Genomic DNA, 23,359 nt, shown 5'->3' on the forward strand with positions numbered 1-23,359 from the left:
TTTAGTATTTTCATGATACACCAAAGGGACTTTATCATGAAAACCATAGTGATAATTGGTGGGAATTTTTCAGGCTTTACCACCGCGCTGGAATTAAAGCGTAAATTAAAAAATCAAGCCCGGGTGATTGTCGTGGATAAGAGGGATTATTTTTTATTCATTCCTTCTTTAATATGGGTGCCATTTGGCCGTCGGAAAGTAGCCGATATCAAGGTAGACAGTGTTCAGGTTTTTAAAAAGTACGGGGTTGAGTTCGTGCATCAGGAGGTACTAAGTGTCGATCTTCAACAGCAACAGGTTCGACTCAAAGAAGGCTTTTTAGGATTTGACGAGCTCGTAATTGCTTCCGGACCAAAGGTGGACTTTGAGGTGGCCGATGGGCTGAGAGAATACGCGCATTATATCGGGACGCCAAAGGGGGCGGAAAAAATGGGCGAGGCTTTGGAGGCCTTTAAAAACGCACCGGGCCCCATAGTGATTGGGGCAACACAATCTGCCGGATGTATGGGAGCAGCCTATGAGTTTTTATTCAATATAGAAGAGTGGCTTCGTGCTCAGAAAATCCGGAAAAAAGTGGAGCTGTACTGGATTACCCCCGAGCATTATTTAGGACATTTTGGTATTGATGGCATTCCTTTGGGAGAATCTATGTTGAAAGGTTTTATGAAGATGTTCAATATCCATTATATCACCGAGGTAGGGGTAGAAAAAATGGAGCAGGAGAAGATCTATTTAACCAATGGACAGCAGTTGGATTATAAATTGGCCATGCTGATGCCTCCTTTTATCGGGGCAGATTATGTAAGGCAAAGCCCTGACCTAAAGGCCGCGCCGAATGGATTCATTCCCGTAAAGGAAAACTATCAGCATGAGGATTATGATTTTGTCTGGGCAGCCGGACTGGCCGTAAATGTCAAACCTCCTTTTAAGGCGGGAAAAGTGCCATTTAGTGTTCCAAAGACCGGTTATCCATCGGATGAAACGGGCAAAATTGTAGCAGAGAATATTTATAGAAAATTGTCAGGGAAGGGCAGTTTTATCAAAAAGCCCTGGGGTAAGATTCCGGCCCTCTGTGTGATGGATGCCGGTAAAAAAGAGGTGATCATTGTGGCCAACCATCTTTTTAAACCCAGGACATTTGCGGTCATGATCCCCAATGTGTTCTATGATGTGTTTAAGGTGTTGTTTGAGAAATATTTCTTGTGGAAAACCAAAAATGGATACGCCCACCTACCCTGATCCATTTTCAATGTTGTGAGGGTTATATTCATCCAATCCAAAGCCCTCAAAAAAAAGTCCCCAATCATTGGGGACTTTACTTATTTCTTAAACTCGAATTATTTTAACCCGAAATATTCATGCTTAAATCCTCGTTCAGCTGCCAGGCGGAAAAAAATGAAGGAATTTTTGCTGTTTCGAGTTTTTTCCAAGGAAGCAGATGAATAAGGAGAAAGCAAGCCTGCCCATATTTGGGCTATCAGCAATTCAGCAGACCCAATCGTAATGAAAGGGCAAACAACTCCTTGTGGTAGATTTTAAAGCTAGCGGTGAATAATCCGAGTTAAAAGTGCACTTTGTCCAGTACCTCTCCTTTTTTTCTTCTAAAGTTCCGAACGATCAATCGGTTAGATCGGTCATAGTTCAAATATCCCCATGCCCAGTTAATAAAGGTAACCACCCGGTTACGGAAGCCTACCAATAGCATCAGGTGAACAAACATCCAGGCAAACCAGGCCATGGTGCCGGAAAATTTCCAAAAGGGCAAATCAACCACGGCGCGGTTCCGGCCAATGGTGGCCATCGTTCCTTTGTCTTTGTATTTGAACGGCTTAAGGTTTTTGCCTTTGGCCAATCGGTTAAAGTTCTTGGCCAAATAGGATCCTTGTTGCATGGCCACGGATCCTAGCATAGGCAGTCCGCGGTTATATTTTTCCGTTTGCATCAAAGCGACATCTCCCATCGCCCAAATATCCTGGCTATCTTTTACCTGACAGTTTTCATCGACGATAATGCGGTTTCCGGCGCCTATTTTTTCGGCTTGAATGCCCTCTACCGGAGCGCCCATTACCCCGGCGGCCCATATTAGGGTTTCAGCAGGAATTTCCCGGTCAGCAGTGGTAACGGTTTTGCCATCATAATCTTTCACCAGAGTGTCCACCCAAAGGTTAACCCCCATGCCTTCTAAGAATTTCAGGGCTTTTTGAGAGGCTTGCTTACTCATGGCAGCCAGTAGGCTTGGGGCAGCCTCTATCAGGTGAATCTCCATATCCCGAAGGTCCAGGTCCGGATAGTCCGTGGGCAAAACGTGCAATTTTAGCTCAGCCAACGCACCGGCTAATTCAACACCTGTCGGGCCTCCGCCCACAATCACAAATGTCATTAATCGCTTTTGCTCGGCAACATCCTGGGCGTATAATGCCTTTTCGAAATTCTGGAGAATCATGCTGCGTAAATCCAGCGATTGCGTCAGGCTCTTCATCGGCATGGCATTGGCTTCCACATTTTTCATTCCAAAATAATTGGAACGGGCGCCGGTAGCCATCACCAAATGGTCATATCTCAAATCTCCAATAGAGGTGCGGACAATTTTTTGCTCTTCATTTACCTCTTGAATTTCTGCCATTCTGAAATGGAATCGTTTCTTATTGGCGAAAGTTTTTCGAAGTGGGTAGGCGATGGAGTCGGGTTCTAATCCTGCGGTGGCTACCTGATAAAGGAGGGGTTGGAAGGTGTGGTAGTTGTGGCGGTCAAGCATAACGACCTGATAATGTTCAGTGTCGATGTTTTTGGCAAGGTTAAGTCCGGCAAATCCTCCGCCGAGAATCACGACTCGGGGCAGAGATATCTCTGGGATATTCATATTGATTGTTCTTAAAAAGGGTGTTTGTTTTGTCCCGCAATTTCTTTCTTTATTTGTTAATTAACAATACGACAGAAATAAATCCCCTTTTTAGGGCATTACAAATAATAGAATGGAGTCTTTTGGAACCTAGGGTTGCACCGGCACTTCCAGAGCTGCCATAAATTGCTTAAAGTTCTGAACGTAACTTAGAATACCCGTCCAAATGCTTTCCTCCAGCATACTACTTCCGCCCATAAAATTGGGGGGAATGTTATAAATGAAATTCAAACTGAAATTTTGTACCAAGGTTTCCTCATTACCTATGGGCTGGTAAAGTGTAATGATATAGGACTTCTCTGAAGTTTTATGTAATAGCACGCGCCCGAAATCATAATTCTCCTGCAGATAAACCTTGTTTGCCTTTTGGTTGAGCAATTGTAGAAACTTAAGCAATGTTTCGTCCTCTTTTGGTCTCTCCGGAAAGTTCAAACGGAACTTAAACTCAGGTTCCATGATCCCGCCATATAATTGAAAGTTTAAAGAGTCAATCTGGTGGATGGTATTGTTGGGCAATAGAGCCTGAATGGTGCCCGGGTCCGCCAGTAAATCCGGATTGATCTGCGCTATATTGGTGGGAATTTCAAATGCCACCCGACTAAGTAAAATATAATATTTCCCTGTATCTTTTTGAATTATCTGATCCCGATCCATTAACTGGATAAGCTGGCGGCTCAGGTCCTTTTCTTTGAAATTTTTTGGGAATATTACCTCTCCGCTCTTATTGAACAATAACATTTTTCCCTGAACCCCATTGTTCAGCAGCCAATCGGTATCTGCCGCGAATTGGATTGAGTTTTCTTTTCTGAGTTTCGGGAAGTTTTCAGCATGACCATTTTCAACTATCAAAAGGCCAAGACTGATCAGGAATATAAGTCTGTTGAAAAAATTCATGAAAATCGCTTAGTTTCCAAACTGGATTATTTTTTGAAAAAACAACGCAAATTAGAGGCCTAACGCGCATCCGCCAATCAAATGATAAAAAAAAATCAAAAAAAAATCGGTCGGAATTTTACTTGTAATGGGAGGTGGTAAAGGCTTGGGATTGAGTGTTATGCAAAAATCACCTCATTATCTTGCTGTTTTTTGCTAATAAGTCAGAAAATTAGGCAAATAACGGTAGTTGTTCTAAAAAGTTTCAATTTTAAAGGAATGATTCACATTATTTACTATTGTTTCAAAAAGTTAACAAGTCTGTTGTTTTCATAACAACCGTTTGTACCTGTGGCTATGAATGCCGTAATTCGCTTAAGTTTTCTACATAAATTACTCATGTAGGGAATAGGGGAGTTTCCCCATCAACAGTGCTTTTATTATTAGAAACATATCATCCAGCAATTCTATGCGTTTTGGAATTTTGAAGGAATTGACAGAGAAACGAGTGGCCATCACTCCTGACTTTGTCAAGAAATTAGTAGCTCAGAAACATGAAGTTGTTTTTGAGAAGGGCTGCGGAGCAAATTCAGCCCTGGCGGATGTACTTTTTGAGGAAGCAGGTGCTCAGGCATCTGATCGTACGGAAGTTCTTTCCTCTTCTGATGTCATTACCACTATTTTGCCACTGGCCACAGAGGAGCTTTCCAATGTGAAAAAAGGAGCGGTATTGATCTCTCAATTTCAGCCATTTGCACAAGCAGAAGTTTGTGAAACCTTGGCGAATCATGGTCTTACAGGTTTCAGCCTGGACATGATCCCTCGCTCTACCATTGCACAGTCTATGGACGTATTGTCTTCCATGGCTTCGATTTCAGGCTATAAGGCGGTGCTGACTGCCGCTAATTATTTGCCACGTTATATGCCGATGTTATCCACTGCAGCTGGTACTATTCGCCCGGCCAAGATGTTGGTGTTGGGTGCCGGAGTAGCAGGTCTTCAGGCTATTGCTACTGGTCGTCGTTTGGGCGCAGTAGTGGAGGCTTTCGATACGCGCGCAGCAGCTAAGGAAGAGGTATTGTCGTTGGGAGCGAAGTTCGTGGAGGTTGAAGGTGCTACTGATGACAGAGGTGCCGGAGGTTATGCCGTAGAGCAAACCGAAGAGTACAAAAAACGTCAATCAGAATTGATTTTCGATAAAGTATCTAAAGCGGATATCGTGATCACCACTGCTCAGCTTCGTGGTCGTCCGGCTCCTCTTTTGGTTAACGAAGACATGTTGAAAGCCATGCCTGATGGGGCGGTTTGTGTGGATTTGGCCGCTACTACCGGAGGTAATGTGGCTTTCTCTAAGCATCGTGAGATTGTTAAGCAGCATGGAGTGACCATTATTGGTAATTCAGAGCTTTCTGATGATGTGGCAGAGCATGCTTCTCAGCTATTCAGCCGAAATGTAGAGAACTTCCTGAACGTATTCTTGTCAGAAGAAGGCCTTACCTATGATTTCGAAAATGAAATTATCGGGGATTCTTGTATTGTATACCAGGGCGAAGTGCGTTATGGCGCTCCTGCTTTGACTAAATAATTGAAACAGTATGGACGTAATATTAAACTTCATCGCTGAAAACTTGCCAATGATCACCATCTTGACTTTGGCAACTTTTGTAGGAATAGAGATTATCGCTAAGGTTCCTACTGTTTTGCACACTCCATTGATGTCCGGATCCAATGCGATCTCCGGTGTTGTGGTGATTGGTGCTATATTATTGATCCGGGATGCAAAACCGGATGAGTATTTGACTTTGATTATTGGCTTTTTGGGTATTGCATTAGCCATGATTAACGTGGTTGGTGGTTTTGCGGTGACCAACCGTATGTTGGAAATGTTCAAAAAGAAAAAGAAATAAGCGGACATTTTCATTACGCTTTTAAGAAATACAATAATGGAAAGACATATCACAGACTTTTTATACTTAATCAGTATTGTCGTTTTCATCTTCGGGATGAAAGGACTTTCCAGTCCGGCCACTGCACGTAAAGGTAACTTGACCGCTGCAGCAGGTATGGGATTGGCTATTTTAATCGCCTTGTTTTCCCCTGCAGAGGGAAGCTTTGATAACCATATTTGGATTATCGCAGGTATGGTTGTCGGTTCGGCTATCGGTTTGGTTTCTGCCAAGCGTGTAGCGATGACCAAAATGCCGGAGATGGTATCCCTTTTCAACGGTTTGGGTGGTGCTACCGCGATGTTGATCGGTTTTATCGAACTGAAGAATTACCAGCCAGCGGTAATCTCTACCGTTAAATCGTTATTGTCTAATGGCGAAGCAGCAAGCTTGATGAACGGAGAGGTTTTCTCCTCCATTTTTGCATTGATTATCGGTGCGGTTTCTTTCTCCGGTTCTTTGATCGCCTGGGGTAAATTGAATGGTTCTCTTCGCGACAACATCAAATTGCCAGCCCCTCAGATTGTGAACTTAGTGACTTTGACGGCTATCATTGCGCTATCGGTAATGATCATGAATGGGGAGGAAATGAACTTCGCCTTACTATTGATCCTGACTGTTCTAGGTTTATTCTATGGTGTAGCATTCGTTTCTCCAATTGGTGGTGGTGACATGCCGGTAGTGATTTCTCTTTTGAACTCTTTCACCGGAGTAGGTGCCGCAGTAGCCGGTTTGATTTACGGTAACAATATTATGATCATCGGTGGTATCCTGGTAGGTGCATCCGGTACCATTTTGACCGTATTGATGTGTGAGGCCATGAACCGTTCTTTGATTTCGGTAATTGTGGGTGGATTAGGTTCTTCCGGAAGTTCTTCGGGATCTGATCGTGAGGAAGTAGTAAAAGAAGCTACTCCTGCCGATTTGGCGATTCAATTGAAATATTCTGAGCGTGTAGTGATCGTTCCTGGTTACGGTTTGGCCGTAGCACAGGCGCAGCACGTTTGTCATGAATTGGAGCAGTCTTTGGAGGCTGAAGGTGTTGATGTAAAATATGCGATTCACCCGGTGGCTGGTCGTATGCCTGGTCACATGAACGTATTGTTGGCAGAGTCTGATGTAGATTATGACAAGTTGATGGAGCTGGAGCCTGCGAATGACGCCTTTAACAATACCGATGTTGTATTGGTAATTGGTGCGAATGACGTAGTAAACCCTGCAGCCAAAACGGATACGGGCTCTCCTATTTATGGAATGCCTATTTTGGACGTTGAACAAGCCAAAAACGTAATTGTATTTAAGCGTTCGATGAGCACAGGTTATGCCGGTATTCAGAACCCATTGTTCTTTGGTGAACGTACCAAAATGCTTTTCGGTGATGCAAAAGCTTCTCTGGGTAAATTGAAAGAAGAATTAAACAATGCATAATTCGGACAGCATCCGATAAAAATATAGAAAGCCGGAGGATTTTCCTTCGGCTTTTTTTTTAATCAAAATTTGAGGGGCAGATGCCATAATTTCACATTGCAGCCTTTTTTAAGCCCGAAATATTCACTAAGTCAATTCAAAACACTCACTGCAAGCTATTACTGTTTTTTGTTTTTAATAGCCCGAATTTGGGTGGGCTTGCTTTCTCCTCCTTCAACTGCTTCGTTTGAAAAAATGCTAAATGTGGGACTATTTCTTCATTTTCCCGGCTTGCAGCTAATCGATCATAAAGGCTTGCATAATTCGTATAAAAGGCAAAAAAATAGAAAAGAAACGATTTTACGCCATTATATGCCTTACGTAAGATTTATTTAAATAATTCTTATATATTTTTGTGGTCAGACGATAATAATTGAAGAAATTTCGTTCTTAAATAAGATCCAAAAATCACTTTTGTATATGTACGGAAAATTTGTCTTTCCAACGCTCCTGAGCATTTTATTGATTACTTCCTCTCTTTTTGCACAAACCAAGTCGGTTGATTCCTTTTTAAATGGGAAGCAAAAGGTTTATGGGGCCACCGTTTCTGCAGGAGGAAATGTGATGGTCTATGTAAGTAATTATAAGAAAAAGAAGACTATTGAGCTCTTCGAAGTCACTAAAAATGAAAATGGCAAGTGGGGAGAGCCAATTCGCCTGACCAACCTAAGTAATAAATTTGAAATTATTACTGATCCTTTTATTTCTTATGATGCTAATTTTTTACTGTTTTCCGCCATCGAAAAAGGGGGAGCCAGTTATGATATTTACTTTAGTGAAAGAAGAGGTTCGGTTTGGCAGACGCCCCGTCCGGTAGGAGGTGAAGTGAATACCTGGAAGGTGGAAGGATCTCCTTCCCTTAGCCTGGATGGTAAGCAATTATATTTCCTGAGAGATGAATTTGGTGACCCCGAAAAAGGGAGGACACAGCTTTATGTGGCCGACTGGGCCGGAGATGCCAGTTATAACAACGTTCGACTGCTAAAAGGAAGCTTTAATGAGCAAAATGTTAAACGGCCTATTTTATATCGTGGGGGAAATGTGATCCTAATGTCATTGCAAAAGGATAATAAGATTGGGGGCTATGATGTGAATTACACTTATCAACTCGAGGACGGGACTTGGTCGGATCCATTGCCCCTGGCCTTTATGAATACACCCAAGGATGATTTTTTGGCCGGATTACCCGTTACGGGTGAGGCGGTTTATACCACTGTCGACCAGGAGTTATTTCAAATAGAAATTCCGGAATCTATACCCGCGACCCCTTTGGTTTTGATGAAGGGTTATTTGAGGGATCGAAAAGTAGGGATGCATGTGGATGCGGTGGTTCGTCTGATAGAGGTGGGGTCTAATAAAGAAGTTTTGGTAGGTAGGAATAATCCTACTGATGGATTTTACTCCATTATTGCACCAGTGGGGAAAAAGTACAAATTGAATTTCTTTTCAAAAAATCATGTGGAGTTTGATACTTTGCTGGATTTTAGCGGCATTCAAACTTTTGTACAGTATGATCAAAATATTGAAATGACTTCAGAGGTTTTGGTCCAATACGCTTTACAGGATTTGAATAGTTTACGCCCTACCAGTGGGGAGATTCGCATTTTTACCGGTAATCAGTTGATTCATTCCTCTTATTTTGAGGCGGGTCAGCAACCTCAGCAAATCCCATTGCCGTTGGGGTATAAATATCAGTTTGAAATCATTTCCAATACCTGTCAACCCTATCGGGGGATTATCAATTTTCAGGATAGTAAGCGATATCCCGCCATTTTTGAGAAAAAGATTCGGATGAGAAGGAAGCTTCAGGAGATTTATTTTGAAATTCTGACCCCGGAGGGGGAGAAGCCGAAGGATACCAACATACAGGTGAAAAATTTGGAAACGGACAAAGGCAGAACCTATTCTGCGGTGAGTCTGGCCTATTTGGAATATGGTTCCCGTTATCAGGTAGAGGTGATGCGACAAGATGAAGTTTTGGAAACCATGAACCTGGTAGTGGATCCGGAAGGGAAAATTTACAGGGTGAGTCAGGACTGGCAGTGGGGGCAGCCTTTGAAGCAGCAGGTTACTGCTCCGGAAGGTCCGAAAATTGAAATGAAATTGGAGCAGATTTAACCCGGATTATTCATGCCTTAATCCGCGTTTAGCTGCTAGTTGGAAAAAATAAAGGGATTTTTCCTATTTCGAGTTATTTCCAAGGAAGCAGTTGAATGAGGAGAAGGCAGGTTTACTCTAATTTGGTTATTAAAAATCAAAGAATATAATTGTAATCGATAGATTGTTAGGGGTTTGGGTGGTTTGAGGAATTCAGCGGTGAATACTTCGGGTTAGGGGAATTGGTTTTATACAGGAACAGGTCATCCATTTAGGGTGACCTGTTTTTTTATGCCATTCAGGCGGTTACTTTTTCCTCTATACCTCTGAGATCAACAGGAACCACGCGAGACACCCCCTGTTCGAGCATCGTCACGCCATACATGATGTCTGTGGAGGCCATGGTGCGCTTGTTGTGGGTGACAATGATAAACTGCGACTCATTGGAGAAGGTGCGGATGATATTGTTGAATTTGTCAATATTGGCATCATCCAAAGGTGCGTCCACCTCATCAAAAATACAGAAGGGTGCTGGCTTGAGCAGATAAATGGCAAATAGCAGAGAGGTGGCTGTCAGGGTTTTTTCCCCTCCAGAAAGCTGGCTAATGGATAATGGTCGCTTCCCTTTCGGTTTGGCGATAATATCGATTTTTGATTCCAGCGGGTTTTCAGGATCTGATAGCGTCAGATCGCAGTCATCCTCTTCGGTGAACAGCGAGCGGAAAACACGGATGAAATTAGTCTTGATTTTCCCAAAAGCCTCCATAAAGTTCTCCCGGGCGGTCTCATCAATCTGACTGATGGTGTCCATCAAATCATTTTTGGCTTCATATAAATCCTCCTTCTGTTGATTGATGAAAGTATAACGCTCCTGAATTTCATTATATGCTTCCACCGCCAGTGGATTAATCGGGCCAATGCGGTCCAGCTTGCTTTTAGTTTCCTGCACCCATTGTTTCAGCTGCTCCACAGCGTGGGGGATCTGCTCCGGATCGGTGTTTTCCAGCAATTCTTCCAGATCCACCTCAAATTCTACCTTCAAGCGCTCCTGAGTAGATTGCATACCCAGTTTGGCTTCGTTGAGCGCCTGTGAATATTTCATCACTAATTCATCTGTCACCTCTTTTTCCCGAAGATATTGCTTAGCTTCTTTCTCTGCGCTGTCAATCGCGGTGCGGTGAAGGCCGTATTTCTTTTCCGTATCTTCCACTACGCGTTCCAATTGTTCCCGCTCCGCATACAGGCGCATGAGTTCTTCATCCTTTTCCACCTGGTGGTTTTGCAGGTTGGCCTGTTCCTCCTGTAATTCTGCTAATTCATCTTTTGCCTGCTGGCTTTGATCCTGAATGTGCTTTTGGTGTTTTTGCTGCAGCTCATATTGCTGTTCCGCGGATTGAAGGGCATTTTCCTGTCGGTGAAAATTCAGGTTGACTTCATTGAATTGTGCTAAAACCAGCTCGAATTCTTCCTTTTGAACATCCACCTGTTCTTTGAGTATTTCTCCCTGTTCCACCAATCCTTCAATCTCTGCAGAAAGCCGCTCTTTTTGAGGGCTGAGAGACTGAATTTCTTCTTCCAGTGTACTGAGTTGATCCCCCAGCGCTTCCTGGTTATATTCACTTTGCTGAATGACCTGATGTACCTGTTCGAATTTGGTTCGGGCAACGGCTTGTTCCTGTTTTAAAATAGCGACTTCTGCTTTTAATCGATCTATTTGTTCCTTTTCAGACCCCGCTTTTAGGGTGGCGATTTTCTTCAGGCACTCCTCCAGCGCTATTTCTTCTCCTTTTAATTTTTCTTCTAGCTGAAGCACCACAGATTTTAGCTTTTCTACTTGTCGGGCAGTGCCCAGGCCATGCTGGTCCGCATTGACCGATCCTCCGCCAATGGAAAACTTTTTCTGAATAATACTGCCATCATTGTTGACAAATATGCCATTGGCATTTGGTGGGATAGCCTTTTCATGCTCCACAAAATATACCCGATGGAGTAATAAGCTTAGAAGAGGGTGGTATTCCGCCGCACTTTCCATTACTTCCATGGCAGCTGTAAGTCCGCTGATATGGGGTGTCTCCGAGATTTTATTAATCTGGTCCAATAAGAAAAAATGCGCTTTCCCTTTTTCATCTTCCTTCAACCGGCGAATAGCCGCTTTGGCTTCCTGGGCAGTAGGAACAATGAAATAGTTCATAAAGGGTTCCAGGAAGGTGGTTAATGCCGCACGAAATCGATCGGGGGCATCCACAATTTCAGAAAGCAGGGGAGCCGCTTTGCCTTCCCAGTCCTGATGGTTTCGAATATGTTGCAGGGCCTCAGGATAGCCCTCTAGGTTCTCCATCAGTGATTTTTTCAGCTGAAACTCATTTTCTTTGGCATCCAGAATTCGGGAAGATTTTCGGATTTGTTCTTTGAGTTCATCAGCAAGATGTTCCTGTTCCTGAATGTTTTCCTGAAGCTCCAGTTCCGACCTTTCCAATCCTTCCAGGACGCCTGCCTTATCGGCAAACTCTTCATTCAGATCATTCAGTTTATCTTCAAAAATGCTGAGGTCTCGTTGCTGATTTTGCTTTTCTGCCAGCCCTTTTTCCATTTCCATTTTTAGCGCAGAACGCTGAACCCTGGCGATTTCCAGGTCTTTCTGGCTTTGGAAAAGGGACTGCTGTGCACTTTTTTCACGGCTGATCACAGACTCCAGCTGGTTTTGCGATAAATCCAGTTGCTGGCGGGCCTGTTCTTTTTGGCTTTCCAGCTGATTTTTTTGCGCTTCTACTTCCAGCAACATGCGCTCAGCTGAGGTCATGGTTTGCGTGGCGGCCTGCATTTGCTGCTCCACATTGCGCAGGTTCTGTTGCTGTTCTTCCAGCTGTATTTTGAGTTGGTTGATACGCTCACTCAAAAAGCGTTTACGTTCCGTTTTTACCTGCTTATCGCTTTCGTAATCGCGGATTTTTCCAACATGCTGATTGAGGTTTTGCTGATTGCTGCGTAATAATTGCTCCACATTCAGCAGATCCGCTTTTAGTTTTTCAACCTCTGCCTCTTTCAGCGCAATTTGGCTACTGATATGGGCGCGCTGATCATTTTCCTTGTTTAATTGTTCTTCCACACGGAAAAACTGATCCCGGAAAGTTTTTACTTCCTGACAGGCCAGTTGAAGGCTGAAATTTTTGTAGTCTTCTTTTAGTTTAAAGTAGCGCTTGGCGGTTTTTGCCTGCCGCTCCAAAGACTTCATGTTTTTCTCAATTTCCGCCAATAAGTCTTCCACCCGCTCCAAATCGGCATCTGTATCTTTAAGTTTCTTGAGGGTCTCCTTTTTACGGGCCTTAAACTTAGAGATGCCGGCAGCCTCTTCGAACAATCCCCGGCGGGAATTATCCTTATCATTCAGGATTTCTTCCACCATTCTCAGCTCAATAATCGCATAGGAATTGGACGTAATTCCCGTATCCATGAAGAGTCCCGTGATGTCTTTAAGGCGGCAGGTAACGCCATTTAAAAGGTATTCGCTGTCTCCGCTGCGGTAATATCTTCTGGAAATGGTGACGGTATGGTATTCCGTCGGGAGCAGGTTTTTCGTGTTTTTGAAGGTCAGGGAAACTTCTGCCAGGTTGGTGGCTTTGCGGTTTCGGGTACCATTAAAGATGATGTTCTCCATCTTTTCTGATCGCAAAGCACTGGTTTTTTGCTCGCCCAATACCCATCGGATGGCATCTACTACATTGGACTTTCCACAACCATTGGGGCCGACAATACCGGTAATTCCCTCATTAAAATTGATTTCAACGCGGTCTCCAAAACTTTTGAAGCCCTTAATCTCTAAAGACGTTAATTGCATGCAAACAGAAGGCTAAAAAATGATGCTTAATGGGCGTGATGATCACAAATTTGGTTGGTAGGTACTTTTGCAGAACCGAGGCACACCGGGCAATCGCCGTTCAGATGTTTTTCTCCCTCACACATGCTACAGGTGGCAAAGCCGGAGTTGGAGCATTTGGTACAAGACTGATAATCATTCAATCCAAACTGATTCACGGAAATTTGTACCCCCTGCCCATTGCAGGCATTACAACGCTCTTTACCGATTCCATGGCAACGTGGGCAGGATTGTTCCAATGTCCCCAGGCCATCACAATCCTGACAGGGCTTTAGTCGATAGCCCAAAGCGTTGCAAAAATTACAATCCAGGATCACTTTAAGCTTGTTATCAATTTTTGTCTTCAATTCTGCGGCCTGCCGAAAATAATCGCCACTGTTTCCGGTCATATTTAAGTAGCGTTCGGTGAAATTTTCCGCATTTTTATACTGGCCAATTTCATACAGGGTTTCCGCAAATAGGTAAGCCATATTATAAGGCAATACCTCTTTGGTGGCCAATGCGCGTCTGAACGCAATATTGGCATTCTGGAAATCACCATTATCCATATATTGTTTACCCAGGCTCACCCATTGGATCACTTCCCGTGAAAACTGATAGTCATCACCCTGATAATATTGAGCATTTGCTTGTTGCTGACTTCCAAAAATCAGCAAGCCCAGCATAAGGATCAATGGCTTAATGGTTGAGGGGAAAATATTCGATTCGAATTGTATGCGCATAAAGGTATGGAATAAAAAAATGTAGCCTCTAAAATAGATCTTTTCGGCCTGAAAGTCGATTTTTTAACACTTTTTGACTTTTGCCTATTAGGTCTTATTTCTTTTTGACAAACAAGGACTTAACGAAAAGCATAAATTCAGTGCGTATTTCCGGATCGGTCACAATACTTTTTAAAGTAGAAAATAAATAGCCCATGGTGACCGTCTCCGCTTTTGTTGCTTCCTCTGCCGGAACCATAAGCTGATGTTCCTGCTTATTGGGCTTGGGAGCTTTGGCTGCTTTTTTCTGTTCCTTTTTCTTTTTGGGAGCAATCGCCACTTTGCCATCTTTGGACTTAACGCTGATTTCCTCTGCCCCTTTTAGCTCCGCTTCATGGTCTGCAGAACGTTGAGGCTGATGCAATTCATCGGCTTCTTTGAAGCTTTTCTGCGCATCTTCCATTTTGCCCAGGCGCTCCAGAATCATGCCCCGGTTGTTGTGAGATATCGCATCTTTAGGATCCAGTTCAATGGCTTTGTCGTAGTCTGCTACCGCACCTTTATGATCTTTCATGCGTTCACGGATGAAAGCGCGCGAAGCATAACGGTACCCATTGTTAGGCTCCAGAGAAATGGCTTTATCAAAGTCAGCCATAGCCTTCTCATTTTGTCCCAACAGGTGATAGCATACACCACGATCACCAAAATGCTGGGCATGGAAAGGTTCCATGGAAATAAGGAATGAATAATCTTTAGCGGCCTCTTCAAACTGCTGATTTTTACCCAAAGCGATGGCACGGTTGACCCTACTGGATTTATGCGATGGATCCAATAGCAGTACCTGATTGAACTTTTTTATGGCCTCCGGAATATTATTGGCTTGTGCTTTGGCTAACCCCTCGTTGAAAAGTTGATCTAAATTCATGCTCCTATTTTTCGATGCTTTTTCTTAACCGACCGCAAATATAAGATTATTTGGGCGGAAATCTTACAAAATAAGCTTTACGCAAATTCTGTGCTGAAATAACCTCCTGTCTAAGGGGGAATGCTGCCGCCTAATTTTTTGATAAAAAATTTGTGTTCTTTTCATTTCCCTTAATTTTGCAGCCATGTCAAATTCAACCCTTACCTCATCATCGTCAATGGAAATCCGAAAGAAAGTCGGACTGTTGATGGTTATTTCTTTCTTAGCGCGTTGGGCCGTGGCGCAGTTTACCGAATTGGGAAACGATGAAGTGTATTACTGGACCTATGCACTCATGCCAGATATTAGTCATTTTGATCATCCGCCTTTGGTGGGCTGGTTAATTCGAATAACCACGCTGAATTTGACCTGGACTTCTGAAATTTTTGTACGCCTGTCTGCGGTGCTTATTGGTACTGTAAATATCTGGATTTTTTATCGGGTAGGGGCTTATCTCAAAGATGAGCTCACTGGTTGGTATGCGGCTTTGCTTTATACTGCTTCGGTTTATTGTTCTATTATTGCAGGTGCTTTTATTTTGCCGGATACGCCACAGTCTGTATTTTGGCTTTTAGGTTTGTTCGCTTTTATTAAGGCATTTAATCCGGAGAGCAGAGGGGAATTAGCAGGAAAGCAATTGCTTTTGGCCGGATTGTGGTCCGGTTTGGCCATGTACAGCAAGTACCATGGCGTGTTTCTTTGGATGGGTGCTTTGCTATATATTACTCTTTATGACCGTAAGTGGTGGTTACGTTGGGAATTGTGGGCGGCCGGCATTCTGTCTTTGTTGATTTTCTCTCCGGTCTTTGTGTGGAATTTCCAAAATGACTTCATTTCTTTCACTTTTCATGGAGAACGGGTGGATCCGGCCAGTGGATTTAAACCTCATTATTTACTTCAGGCACTTATCGGGCAGATTGCCTATAACAATCCAATCAATTCCGTGCTGTGCATGATAGCCCTGGGGGCATTTTTTAAGGGGAAAATTCCTAAAACACCTTCTAACCGCTTATTGGTGTGGATGGGATTGCCATTGATATTACTCTTTACCGGGGTCGCTTTTTTTCGTCAGATTTTGCCCCATTGGACCAGTCCGGCATTTTTTTCTTTAATGCTACTGGCTGCCATTTGGTTTCGTCAAAAGGAAAATCCAGTCTTTTGGCCAAAAGCATTGGTATGGGCGAATGGACTGGTACTATTTACCATTCTGCTGGGCCTGATACAGATTAACAGTGGTTTCATTCCCCTGAGCCATGAGACTGAAGAAAACCGGGTGGGTAAAGGTGATATCACGCTGGATATGCAAACCTGGTCGGATCTGAAAGCACCTTTTGCGGCATTTTTGGAAGAGGAAAAGGCCAAAGATCAATACCTGGGGGATAAAATGCTAAGTCCGAAATGGTTTCCCGCGGCGCATTTAGATTATTATGTAGCCACTCCGCTTCAGTTGAAAATGATGGGAGGGGGCAGCCTGCTCGATACCCATCAATATGCCTGGTTAACGGAGAAAAGGGGAGGCTTTGTCAAAGGGGAAAGTGCCTATTATATTACGCCTTCTTCTATGTTTAAAGATCCGATTCCCTATTACGGATCCCATTTTGAAAAAGTGGAATTGGCCACTGTGATTCCGGTCTTTCGTGGTGGAAAATTAGCACGTAATTTTTTTGTATATCGTTTGGTGAATGCCAAGGAAAGTTTGCATCCATTTGATCGGGATTATTGGCAATAAGTCGGGAGAATGACCTCCGTTTTTTTGTATGTTTTGATAGCGAATGGAGGTTTAATGCGCTTGAAGTCAGTTTTCGTCGGCAAGTGGACTTTTGGAGGTCTTTGTTGCCGAGAACAGATCCTTATTGGCAATATTGCTGTAAATTGAGGTATGTTTAGTAAAGAAAATAAGCCTAAAATTGTGTTGCCCAGTCCCCTTAAAGCCCCTGATTTGATGGGCTGCGGAATGGAGCATTCAAATGTTACCCTGACAGACCTGGTAGAGGAATACAATGGCTTACTGAGCCTTTTGAAAGTAGCCGTGAATCATATCGCCCAAGCTAATGATTTGGAGATTGTCCAGCTGCATCAGATTGATCTATCCGGTTCCAATTATTGGTTGATCAATGGTAATCAGCTATCCAAAATTATTCCTAAGTTCGCCTATCTTGAGTATGCCTTTGACGATTTATATTTACTAAAAACACCCAGTAAAGAAATTATTAAGCTCCTTCGTGGCGTAGATTATGCAGAAGCACTTAAGGCTTTACAAGCGATGAAAGTAATGTAAGTCTAATAAAATGAGGTGATTAGATCTGTGTAGCTTTGATGGTGAAAAAAAATTCATTTTATTTGTTTTATGCGAACAAAAGATGAAGGTAAAATTAATCGGATCTATCAGGCTACAGTAGACTTAGTGATGCAAGTGGGCATTGCAGGGGCGACCATTCCTAAAATAGCCAAGAAAGCCGGAATGGCTTCGGGTACTCTTTATATTTATTTTGAGAACAAAGAGGATTTACTTCGCCAACTTTACCTTCATCTAAAAAGTGAAATGGTTTCCGTTACTTTTGGTGCTTTAGATAAGTCCGCTCCTTTTAAGTTGCAAATGTTCCAATTGTGGAAGGAATTTCTTGCTATGGCGGTAGAGAAGTATCCTGAACGAATTTTTTTAGAACAATATAAAATTTCACCCTTTTATGACGAACAGGTCATGGAGGCTTCCATTGGTTGGGTGAAGCAGGCGGAGGATTTTTTGGAAGAAGGTAAAAACCAGCTGCTTGTCAAGGATATCCAAAAAGATTTAGTGTATTCCATGATGTATGGCTTTTTAAATGAACTCGCGGTTCAGCACCGGAGGGGTTTATTTCACCTGAATGATCATCGCATAGGAGACTCTTTTGGTTTATTATGGGATGCCATAAAAGCGTAATAAATGAAAACTTTTTCATTTGATCTTCGTTTGTTAGGTCTGTTAATGTAATTTATATGGACTTAATAAAAATAGGGGCCTTGCTTATGATTTTTACAATCAGTGGCGTGGGCTATCACCGGATGACAGCGGTGGAGAATGAAATAGCATCAGTACATTTTAATGGAGATCAGTTTGTTAATCTCAGCCCAACAAAGGCATATTCCGATTATGAATATTGGCCCATGCTCAAAGCTTACTGGGATGCCGATGCGCAAGATCGATTGCCCAAAATAGAAATTCCGGTGCATGAACTAAAAGCGGGAGATTTTGATAGCATACCAGCGGACTTTTCTTATACTTGGTTGGGTCATTCTTCTTTTTTGCTGGAGATAGAGGGGAACCGTTTGTTGTTCGATCCTGTGTTGGGTGATCGGGCTTCGATGCTTTCGTTTGCGGGTCCAAAACGGATGCATGAATCGCCTATTTCGGTGACGGATCTGCCCGCTTTAAATGGGGTTGTGATTTCTCATGACCATTATGACCACCTGGATAAACCTACCATTCAGGCCCTGGCTCAAGGAAGTCAGGTTCATTTTTATATGCCACTGGAAGTTGGGAAGCATTTCAGGGCCTGGGGCGTTCCTGAGGAGCGTATTCATGAGTATGACTGGTGGGATGCTGTGCAATTTGGATCTGTGAAAATGGTTTGTACGCCGGCTCGTCACTCCTCAGGACGTGGGCTTTTTGATCAAAACAGTACATTGTGGTCCTCTTGGTCATTAATCGGGGAAAAGTATAAAGTTTTCTATAGTGGAGATACGGCCGATATGCCTGAGTTTGCGGATATAGTAGCACAATTTGGCGCTTTTGATATCAGTATTTTCCAGGTTGGAGCCTATAATACATTATGGGAAGATGCGCACATTTTGCCTTCTCAGGCTTTGGAGGCTAATGCGGTCCTTGGTGTGAAAACAATGATTCCTGTGCACTGGGCTACATTTGATCTGGCTTTGCATCCCTGGGATGCGCCCATTAAAGCTTTGTATTCTGCGGCAGATCAGTATTCCTTTTTTATCCGGGTACCGGAAATAGGGGAATCGGTAGATGTGGCTGGTCTCAGAAATAATTCTGATTGGTGGAACAACGAACTGGTGAAAAAGGCTGCATCCTGAAATTGCTAGGGGGGACTTGGTGTAAGAATAGTGTTAATTTATCCGTTTTTTGTCATCATATTACCTGATATTTTCTAATTCTTGTCCGGTTTTTTTTTAATTCATCCTGTTATTTTGTAAATACACTTAATCATATTACCAGGGTATATTCTTTGTACATAGATAAGAAATTGAAAAGAATATGAGGGAATTAAAAGACACACCTAAATTGAATCTCTTGATCCAAGAAGATGTAGAACAGCAACTTAATGAGTTGAAGAAATTGAAGAAACCGGTAAAGGAAGACCTGTTAGAGGATGTGTTGGAGGGCTTTAAGGAGTTAGCAAAGCAAATTGAATCCGGCCAAAAGGATCCTGATGTTAAGTAAAAAAGCTTGCGGTAATTTTTTTAAACTCATCCAGGTTGATTTTGATATGCGCCTTTTTGGCGGAAGATAGTTTTCCGTCACGGTGGCTGTTATTTACACTTGGGCATATCAGCATCCGATAGTTCATTTCTTTTCTCAGGCATAATTCATAATACAACGGGCTTGTGTATTCCTCCGGGAATATCTCTAGGACCCTCGTGCCTTTTTTACAGTAAAACAGGTTGGTCAAGGCTGCGCCATGTGGTGCAATGATGGATTTGGCATTTCTGAAAAGATTGATCTGTTCACCAAGCGTGTAATTTCCTAAATCCAAAATGGCAAACCCCATATCTTCTAAAATGGGTATGATTTCGTCTTCATTTATGACTTTTCTTTGAGTGGTATCCCTTCTGCTGATATAAATTTTTTCCGGGCTGTACGTAATTGGAGTCTTAATGTCATTGAAAAATTCCTGAGTCCATGGTTTGTACCATCCATTATGACGGCTGCTGGAAGCGCACCAAAGCTCGTCAAAGGAAAGAAAAGTGTTTTCTTTCATGACCTTAATTTTTGAGGGCGGAATGCCTATTAGCGCTAAGGATTGTTTTTGAAAGGGGAGTTCATGAGCCGAGACTAAAAACCAATCTATTGTTTCGAAATCTCCGCTTTTGATGAGCAAGGCTGTTTTTGCCAGTGCATCGACCATCCAGTGAAAGTAATTGTTTTTGCCTCCTCCTGCTAACAAATTGAATACTCTGCCTGCAAGGTGGCTGGTCGATTCCATCCTGGGTAGAAAGTATTGCTCCGGATCATGGTTGGCCTGGTGACCAATTTGATGGATCATGGAGAGTGGTTGGATGATTTTACCCTCTTTAATTAATATATTTTCGAATAAATTATCGGAGAACAGAAGCCCGTCTTTTACGACATGAAGGCCATCATTTGAGATGATTACGGGCTCGTGTTGTACTTTATAATCCTGTCGGTAATATTGGAAAGTAGCGACAGGTACCACCGGATTTAAGGTGTATGTCGGGATGATTTGTTTAAACTCTTTCGGGGAAGAGTAAATAATGGGAAAGGCTTTTAAAGAGGTGAGTGGAGCAAGGAAATTGCCCAGCTCATGTGTGTTAATTGCTCTTCTGGCGATACTTTTAAGCTTTTGACTGTTGAGCTTCATCTGGATCTGGAATGGGTATAATTATTTAAAGTCCGATCTCCATTCTTTGTTAACCGCTTTGAATAAATTATAGCTTGTTGGCCATATTCCTGTTTTTAGCTAATTTGCGGTCATAATTAGAAATCATGCAATTAGTAGTAAAAGCAGATAGTTGGGATGCATTAATGCGTCAATCAGTGGAGATTTTGAAGCCTTTCTCGGCCTGTAGGGTATTTAAGCTGACCATGGATTTATTTCATGCAGAGGAGTGTTTTGTAGATGCTTTGGATGATTACCGTTTCATGGAAATTGTAGAGCATATGTTCAGCGGTCAGACGGTCATGCTTTGGAATACGCATCCGAAATCAGGTTTGGAAAAAAAATTTGAGATCAGATTTAGGTTTAGGGCCAAAGGTATTACGCTATATCATCCCAAGTATAAAGAGACATTGTTGACGGAGGGATAGTCAATGAAGATACCCGTTGAAGAGATATGGTCAAAAAAAAGGCCCGAAGGTTAACCTTCGGGCCTTTTTAATTGTGCCTTTAAATATTATTCAGCAGCCGGAGTATTAATCATCGCCTCAACAGAAGCCATCAATTGCTTTGCATTTGAGTTGTTAGGATCAATCTCCAAAGCTTTCTCTAACAATGGAACCGCCTTTTTCGCTTCTTCTTTTGCCTGCTCGATTTTCGCTGGATCAGCTTGCATAGTGTTGGCTTTCTTTACGATAGCAGCACCTTCTTTGTAATACTTGCTAGACAAAGTTCTGGTCATCGTCTTACTTTTTGGGCAAGACTCCAATCCTTTTTCACAAGCGGCAAACATCTCTTCATTTTTCTTCGCTTTTTTCAAAGAAGCCACTTTCAAGTCCCAAGAGTTACACGCTTTGTAGTTGTTCTCAATAGCCTGATCGAAAAATGGTACTGCCTCTGCATACTGCTTATTTTTGTAGCAGGAGTAACCAGCATTGAAATAAACCGTAGCATCTACCTCTTCCGGCATTACTTCAATTGCCTTTTTATAGTTATCCAAAGCAGTAGTATAGTCCTTAGCGGCCATTGCTTTGTTACCTTCATTTTTCAATTCTGCAAAATCCTGCGCATTAGCAGTAAATGCCATTGCCATGGCACAAACGATTGCTAAAAAAGTTCTTTTCATAGTGATTTTAACTAATTATCTGTGAAATCCATCCTAAATATATGGAGAGCTTACCGAAAGCTCCAAATATTCAATTTCATTTATGCGTTAAAAATGGTTAAATGAGTTAAAAAAACATCAAACGTCCATTCTTTTAAATAGAATCATTATCTTCGAAGTTTTTCTCGTCAATGAGGGTGCCGTACTTGTCGTAATATCTCCATTTTCCGCTAGGCTTATCCTCTCTATATTTCCCGTTGCTGGAAACCCGACCATTTTTATGAAAATAAAGCCAGAGCCCTTCCTTTTTGCCATTCACAAATTCACCTTCTGCTTTTACCTTCCCGTTTGGAAAAAATAATTTGCTTTTGCCCTGCTTCAAGCCATTCTCATAGTATTCCTCCATGGTTTTCTTTCCATCCTCATCGTAGGTGATCAGGCTTCCGGTGCCCTCTTTGAAGGAGCCTTTATTCAAAATTTTCCCTTTAGGGGAAATAGGGTCTGTAACGGATTGAAGTCGACCATTGGAGAAGGTGAGCTCTTGTTGTAATTTCCCGTTGGGGTAGAAATAGCCCCAAAGGCCTTCTTCTTTGTTATTTTTGTAAGTGCCCAGATAGGCCAGTTGTTTATTTTCATGATAATAGAACCACTGTCCTCCTTTCTCGCCAAAAACAAAATGACCTTCCGAACGGAGAGATCCATTTTCATAAAAGGTTTTCCAAAGGCCACTTTTCTCATCGTCTTTGTATTCCCCCACCTCAGAGTTTTGTCCGTTTTCATGGAAAAATTCCCAGGTGCCTGTTTTTAAACCTTCTTCATACTTTCCCCGGGCACTCATGAGTTTATTCTCATAGTACTCCGCATAATCTCCATGTTCTAAGCCATCTTTGAATTGAATGTTCTTATAGAGGTTACCATTGGGGTAGAAAATCAATGCCCGGCCTTGAACCGTGTCCCGCTGATAATTGAATTCAGATTCTTTTCGACCATTTTCAAAATAGGTGATCTGAATGCCTTCAATCAACCCGTTGACAAAGGTTTCTTCTTTATATTTTGCTAGGGAATAAGGGTAGGAGTACTTCCACGTGCCGGTCTCTTTTCCTTTGATGAACTGCCCTTTAGTAATAACATTGCCCATGTCATCATATTCTAAAAATTCGCCATCCTGCAGGCTTCCCTTGTATTGTGTTTTTGTTTTGATATTTCCCCAGGCGTTGTAGGTAATCACGGCACCCTCCACTTCTCCATTCACATAGGTGATGGTTTGTGACTTTCTGCCAGATTCAGAAAAGTTGGTCCATTCACCATTTTTCAAGCCGCTGTTATAGGAGCCGGATTGCTTAATGTTTCCGTTTTCATAATACAAATTATAAAGGCCGGAGAGTTTATCGTTGGTGTAAACGGCTTCAGAGAAAATTTTCCCACTGGCATAAATCTTCCTCTCTGCTCCATTTTTCATTCCGGATTTATAAGTGGATTTGGCGTATAATCGGCCATTATCGGTGTACTGATTCCAAACACCTTCCTTTTGCCCGTTTTTGTAAATTCCGGCTATAAGGGAATCTCCTTTGTCTGAAATAAAGTACCAAACCCCTTCCGGTTTACCTTCTGCATTGTTTTGCCCAACGAGTCTGGCTTCTTCCTGAGCCAGGCAAATAGAGGGGATGAAAAATGTAAAGGTCAGAATAATAGAATAATACAATCGCATGAACGTCATGGGGTAAAAAAACCAAAAACTAAGATGTTCCAATGACTTAAAATTAACATTTTCGACTGGAAATTGAATAGAAATGATGTCTTTTCCTGAGGCATAAAAAA

At 42.5% G+C, this 23,359-nt stretch carries 19 protein-coding genes; 11 read left to right on the forward strand and 8 right to left on the reverse strand.

What is annotated here, in order from left to right; translation table 11 throughout:
- Positions 1–36: 36 nt before the first annotated feature.
- On the forward strand, positions 37–1,239 hold the full coding sequence (locus tag AAA970_RS05150) for an NAD(P)/FAD-dependent oxidoreductase (protein ID WP_338236208.1): 1,203 nt from the start codon (positions 37–39) through the stop codon (positions 1,237–1,239).
- A gap of 322 nt (positions 1,240–1,561) precedes the next feature.
- Here AAA970_RS05150 and AAA970_RS05155 read toward each other — a convergent pair whose 3' ends face one another.
- Both AAA970_RS05155 and AAA970_RS05160 read right to left on the reverse strand, forming a co-directional pair.
- Complete coding sequence (locus AAA970_RS05155) at positions 1,562–2,860, reverse strand: FAD-dependent oxidoreductase (protein ID WP_060685859.1); 1,299 nt, start codon at positions 2,858–2,860, stop codon at positions 1,562–1,564.
- Positions 2,861–2,989: 129 nt separating this feature from the next.
- A complete protein-coding gene (locus tag AAA970_RS05160) occupies positions 2,990–3,793 on the reverse strand; it encodes a hypothetical protein (RefSeq protein ID WP_338236209.1) in 804 nt (267 codons plus the stop codon).
- 448 nt (positions 3,794–4,241) lie between these two features.
- Between AAA970_RS05160 and AAA970_RS05165 the strand changes: the two genes are divergently transcribed.
- The 4 genes from AAA970_RS05165 to AAA970_RS05180 all read left to right on the forward strand — a co-directional run bounded on the left by AAA970_RS05165 (position 4,242) and on the right by AAA970_RS05180 (position 9,303).
- The gene (locus AAA970_RS05165) at positions 4,242–5,357 is read left to right on the forward strand and encodes an NAD(P) transhydrogenase subunit alpha (RefSeq protein WP_338236210.1); all 1,116 of its coding nucleotides are present in this window, start codon (positions 4,242–4,244) and stop codon (positions 5,355–5,357) included.
- Positions 5,358–5,367: 10 nt separating this feature from the next.
- Positions 5,368–5,679 (forward strand): NAD(P) transhydrogenase subunit alpha part 2, encoded by a 312-nt coding sequence (locus tag AAA970_RS05170; RefSeq protein WP_053404373.1) that lies wholly within the window; start codon positions 5,368–5,370, stop codon positions 5,677–5,679.
- Positions 5,680–5,715: 36 nt separating this feature from the next.
- On the forward strand, positions 5,716–7,146 hold the full coding sequence (locus AAA970_RS05175; protein ID WP_338236211.1) for an NAD(P)(+) transhydrogenase (Re/Si-specific) subunit beta: 1,431 nt from the start codon (positions 5,716–5,718) through the stop codon (positions 7,144–7,146).
- A 459-nt stretch (positions 7,147–7,605) separates the two neighbouring features.
- Positions 7,606–9,303, forward strand: a complete 1,698-nt coding sequence (locus AAA970_RS05180; RefSeq protein ID WP_338236212.1) for a TolB family protein — start codon at positions 7,606–7,608, stop codon at positions 9,301–9,303.
- Positions 9,304–9,580: 277 nt separating this feature from the next.
- On the opposite strand, the gene smc is transcribed toward AAA970_RS05180, so the two are convergent.
- The 3 genes from smc to AAA970_RS05195 all read right to left on the reverse strand — a co-directional run bounded on the left by smc (position 9,581) and on the right by AAA970_RS05195 (position 14,782).
- On the reverse strand, positions 9,581–13,117 hold the full coding sequence (gene smc / locus AAA970_RS05185; protein ID WP_338236213.1) for a chromosome segregation protein SMC: 3,537 nt from the start codon (positions 13,115–13,117) through the stop codon (positions 9,581–9,583).
- Positions 13,118–13,143: 26 nt separating this feature from the next.
- The gene (locus AAA970_RS05190; RefSeq protein ID WP_338236214.1) at positions 13,144–13,878 is read right to left on the reverse strand and encodes a molecular chaperone DnaJ; all 735 of its coding nucleotides are present in this window, start codon (positions 13,876–13,878) and stop codon (positions 13,144–13,146) included.
- A gap of 94 nt (positions 13,879–13,972) precedes the next feature.
- Positions 13,973–14,782: a tetratricopeptide repeat protein gene (locus AAA970_RS05195; protein ID WP_338236215.1), complete on the reverse strand. Its 810-nt coding sequence runs from the start codon at positions 14,780–14,782 to the stop codon at positions 13,973–13,975.
- A 184-nt stretch (positions 14,783–14,966) separates the two neighbouring features.
- Between AAA970_RS05195 and AAA970_RS05200 the strand changes: the two genes are divergently transcribed.
- The 5 genes from AAA970_RS05200 (at position 14,967) to AAA970_RS05220 (ending at position 19,262) form a co-directional block, all read left to right on the forward strand.
- Positions 14,967–16,550, forward strand: a complete 1,584-nt coding sequence (locus AAA970_RS05200; protein ID WP_338236216.1) for an ArnT family glycosyltransferase — start codon at positions 14,967–14,969, stop codon at positions 16,548–16,550.
- A gap of 150 nt (positions 16,551–16,700) precedes the next feature.
- On the forward strand, positions 16,701–17,099 hold the full coding sequence (locus AAA970_RS05205) for a hypothetical protein (protein ID WP_053404380.1): 399 nt from the start codon (positions 16,701–16,703) through the stop codon (positions 17,097–17,099).
- A 69-nt stretch (positions 17,100–17,168) separates the two neighbouring features.
- Complete coding sequence (locus AAA970_RS05210) at positions 17,169–17,741, forward strand: TetR/AcrR family transcriptional regulator (RefSeq protein WP_338236217.1); 573 nt, start codon at positions 17,169–17,171, stop codon at positions 17,739–17,741.
- Positions 17,742–17,827: 86 nt separating this feature from the next.
- A complete protein-coding gene (locus tag AAA970_RS05215) occupies positions 17,828–18,895 on the forward strand; it encodes an MBL fold metallo-hydrolase (protein WP_338236218.1) in 1,068 nt (355 codons plus the stop codon).
- Positions 18,896–19,112: 217 nt separating this feature from the next.
- Positions 19,113–19,262 (forward strand): hypothetical protein, encoded by a 150-nt coding sequence (locus tag AAA970_RS05220; RefSeq protein WP_157600839.1) that lies wholly within the window; start codon positions 19,113–19,115, stop codon positions 19,260–19,262.
- On the opposite strand, the gene AAA970_RS05225 is transcribed toward AAA970_RS05220, so the two are convergent.
- Positions 19,255–20,421, reverse strand: coding sequence for a glycosyltransferase family 61 protein (locus tag AAA970_RS05225; protein ID WP_338236219.1), 1,167 nt, complete (start codon positions 20,419–20,421; stop codon positions 19,255–19,257). The genes AAA970_RS05220 and AAA970_RS05225 overlap by 8 nt on opposite strands.
- A gap of 125 nt (positions 20,422–20,546) precedes the next feature.
- Here AAA970_RS05225 and AAA970_RS05230 point away from each other — a divergent pair, with 125 nt between their 5' ends.
- Positions 20,547–20,867 carry a hypothetical protein gene (locus tag AAA970_RS05230; protein ID WP_338236220.1) on the forward strand — a complete coding sequence of 107 codons (321 nt, stop codon included), beginning with the start codon at positions 20,547–20,549 and terminating at the stop codon, positions 20,865–20,867.
- Between the two features lie 86 nt (positions 20,868–20,953).
- Here the strand turns inward: AAA970_RS05230 and AAA970_RS05235 are convergent, their stop codons facing one another.
- Together AAA970_RS05235 and AAA970_RS05240 are read right to left on the reverse strand one after the other, a co-directional pair.
- Positions 20,954–21,562 carry a tetratricopeptide repeat protein gene (locus tag AAA970_RS05235; protein WP_338236221.1) on the reverse strand — a complete coding sequence of 203 codons (609 nt, stop codon included), beginning with the start codon at positions 21,560–21,562 and terminating at the stop codon, positions 20,954–20,956.
- Between the two features lie 133 nt (positions 21,563–21,695).
- Complete coding sequence (locus AAA970_RS05240) at positions 21,696–23,291, reverse strand: toxin-antitoxin system YwqK family antitoxin (RefSeq protein ID WP_338236222.1); 1,596 nt, start codon at positions 23,289–23,291, stop codon at positions 21,696–21,698.
- Between the last annotated feature and the right edge of the window lie 68 nt (positions 23,292–23,359).

The sequence above is a fragment of the Persicobacter diffluens genome, assembly GCF_036244895.1.
GTDB classification, from domain to species: domain Bacteria; phylum Bacteroidota; class Bacteroidia; order Cytophagales; family Cyclobacteriaceae; genus Persicobacter; species Persicobacter diffluens.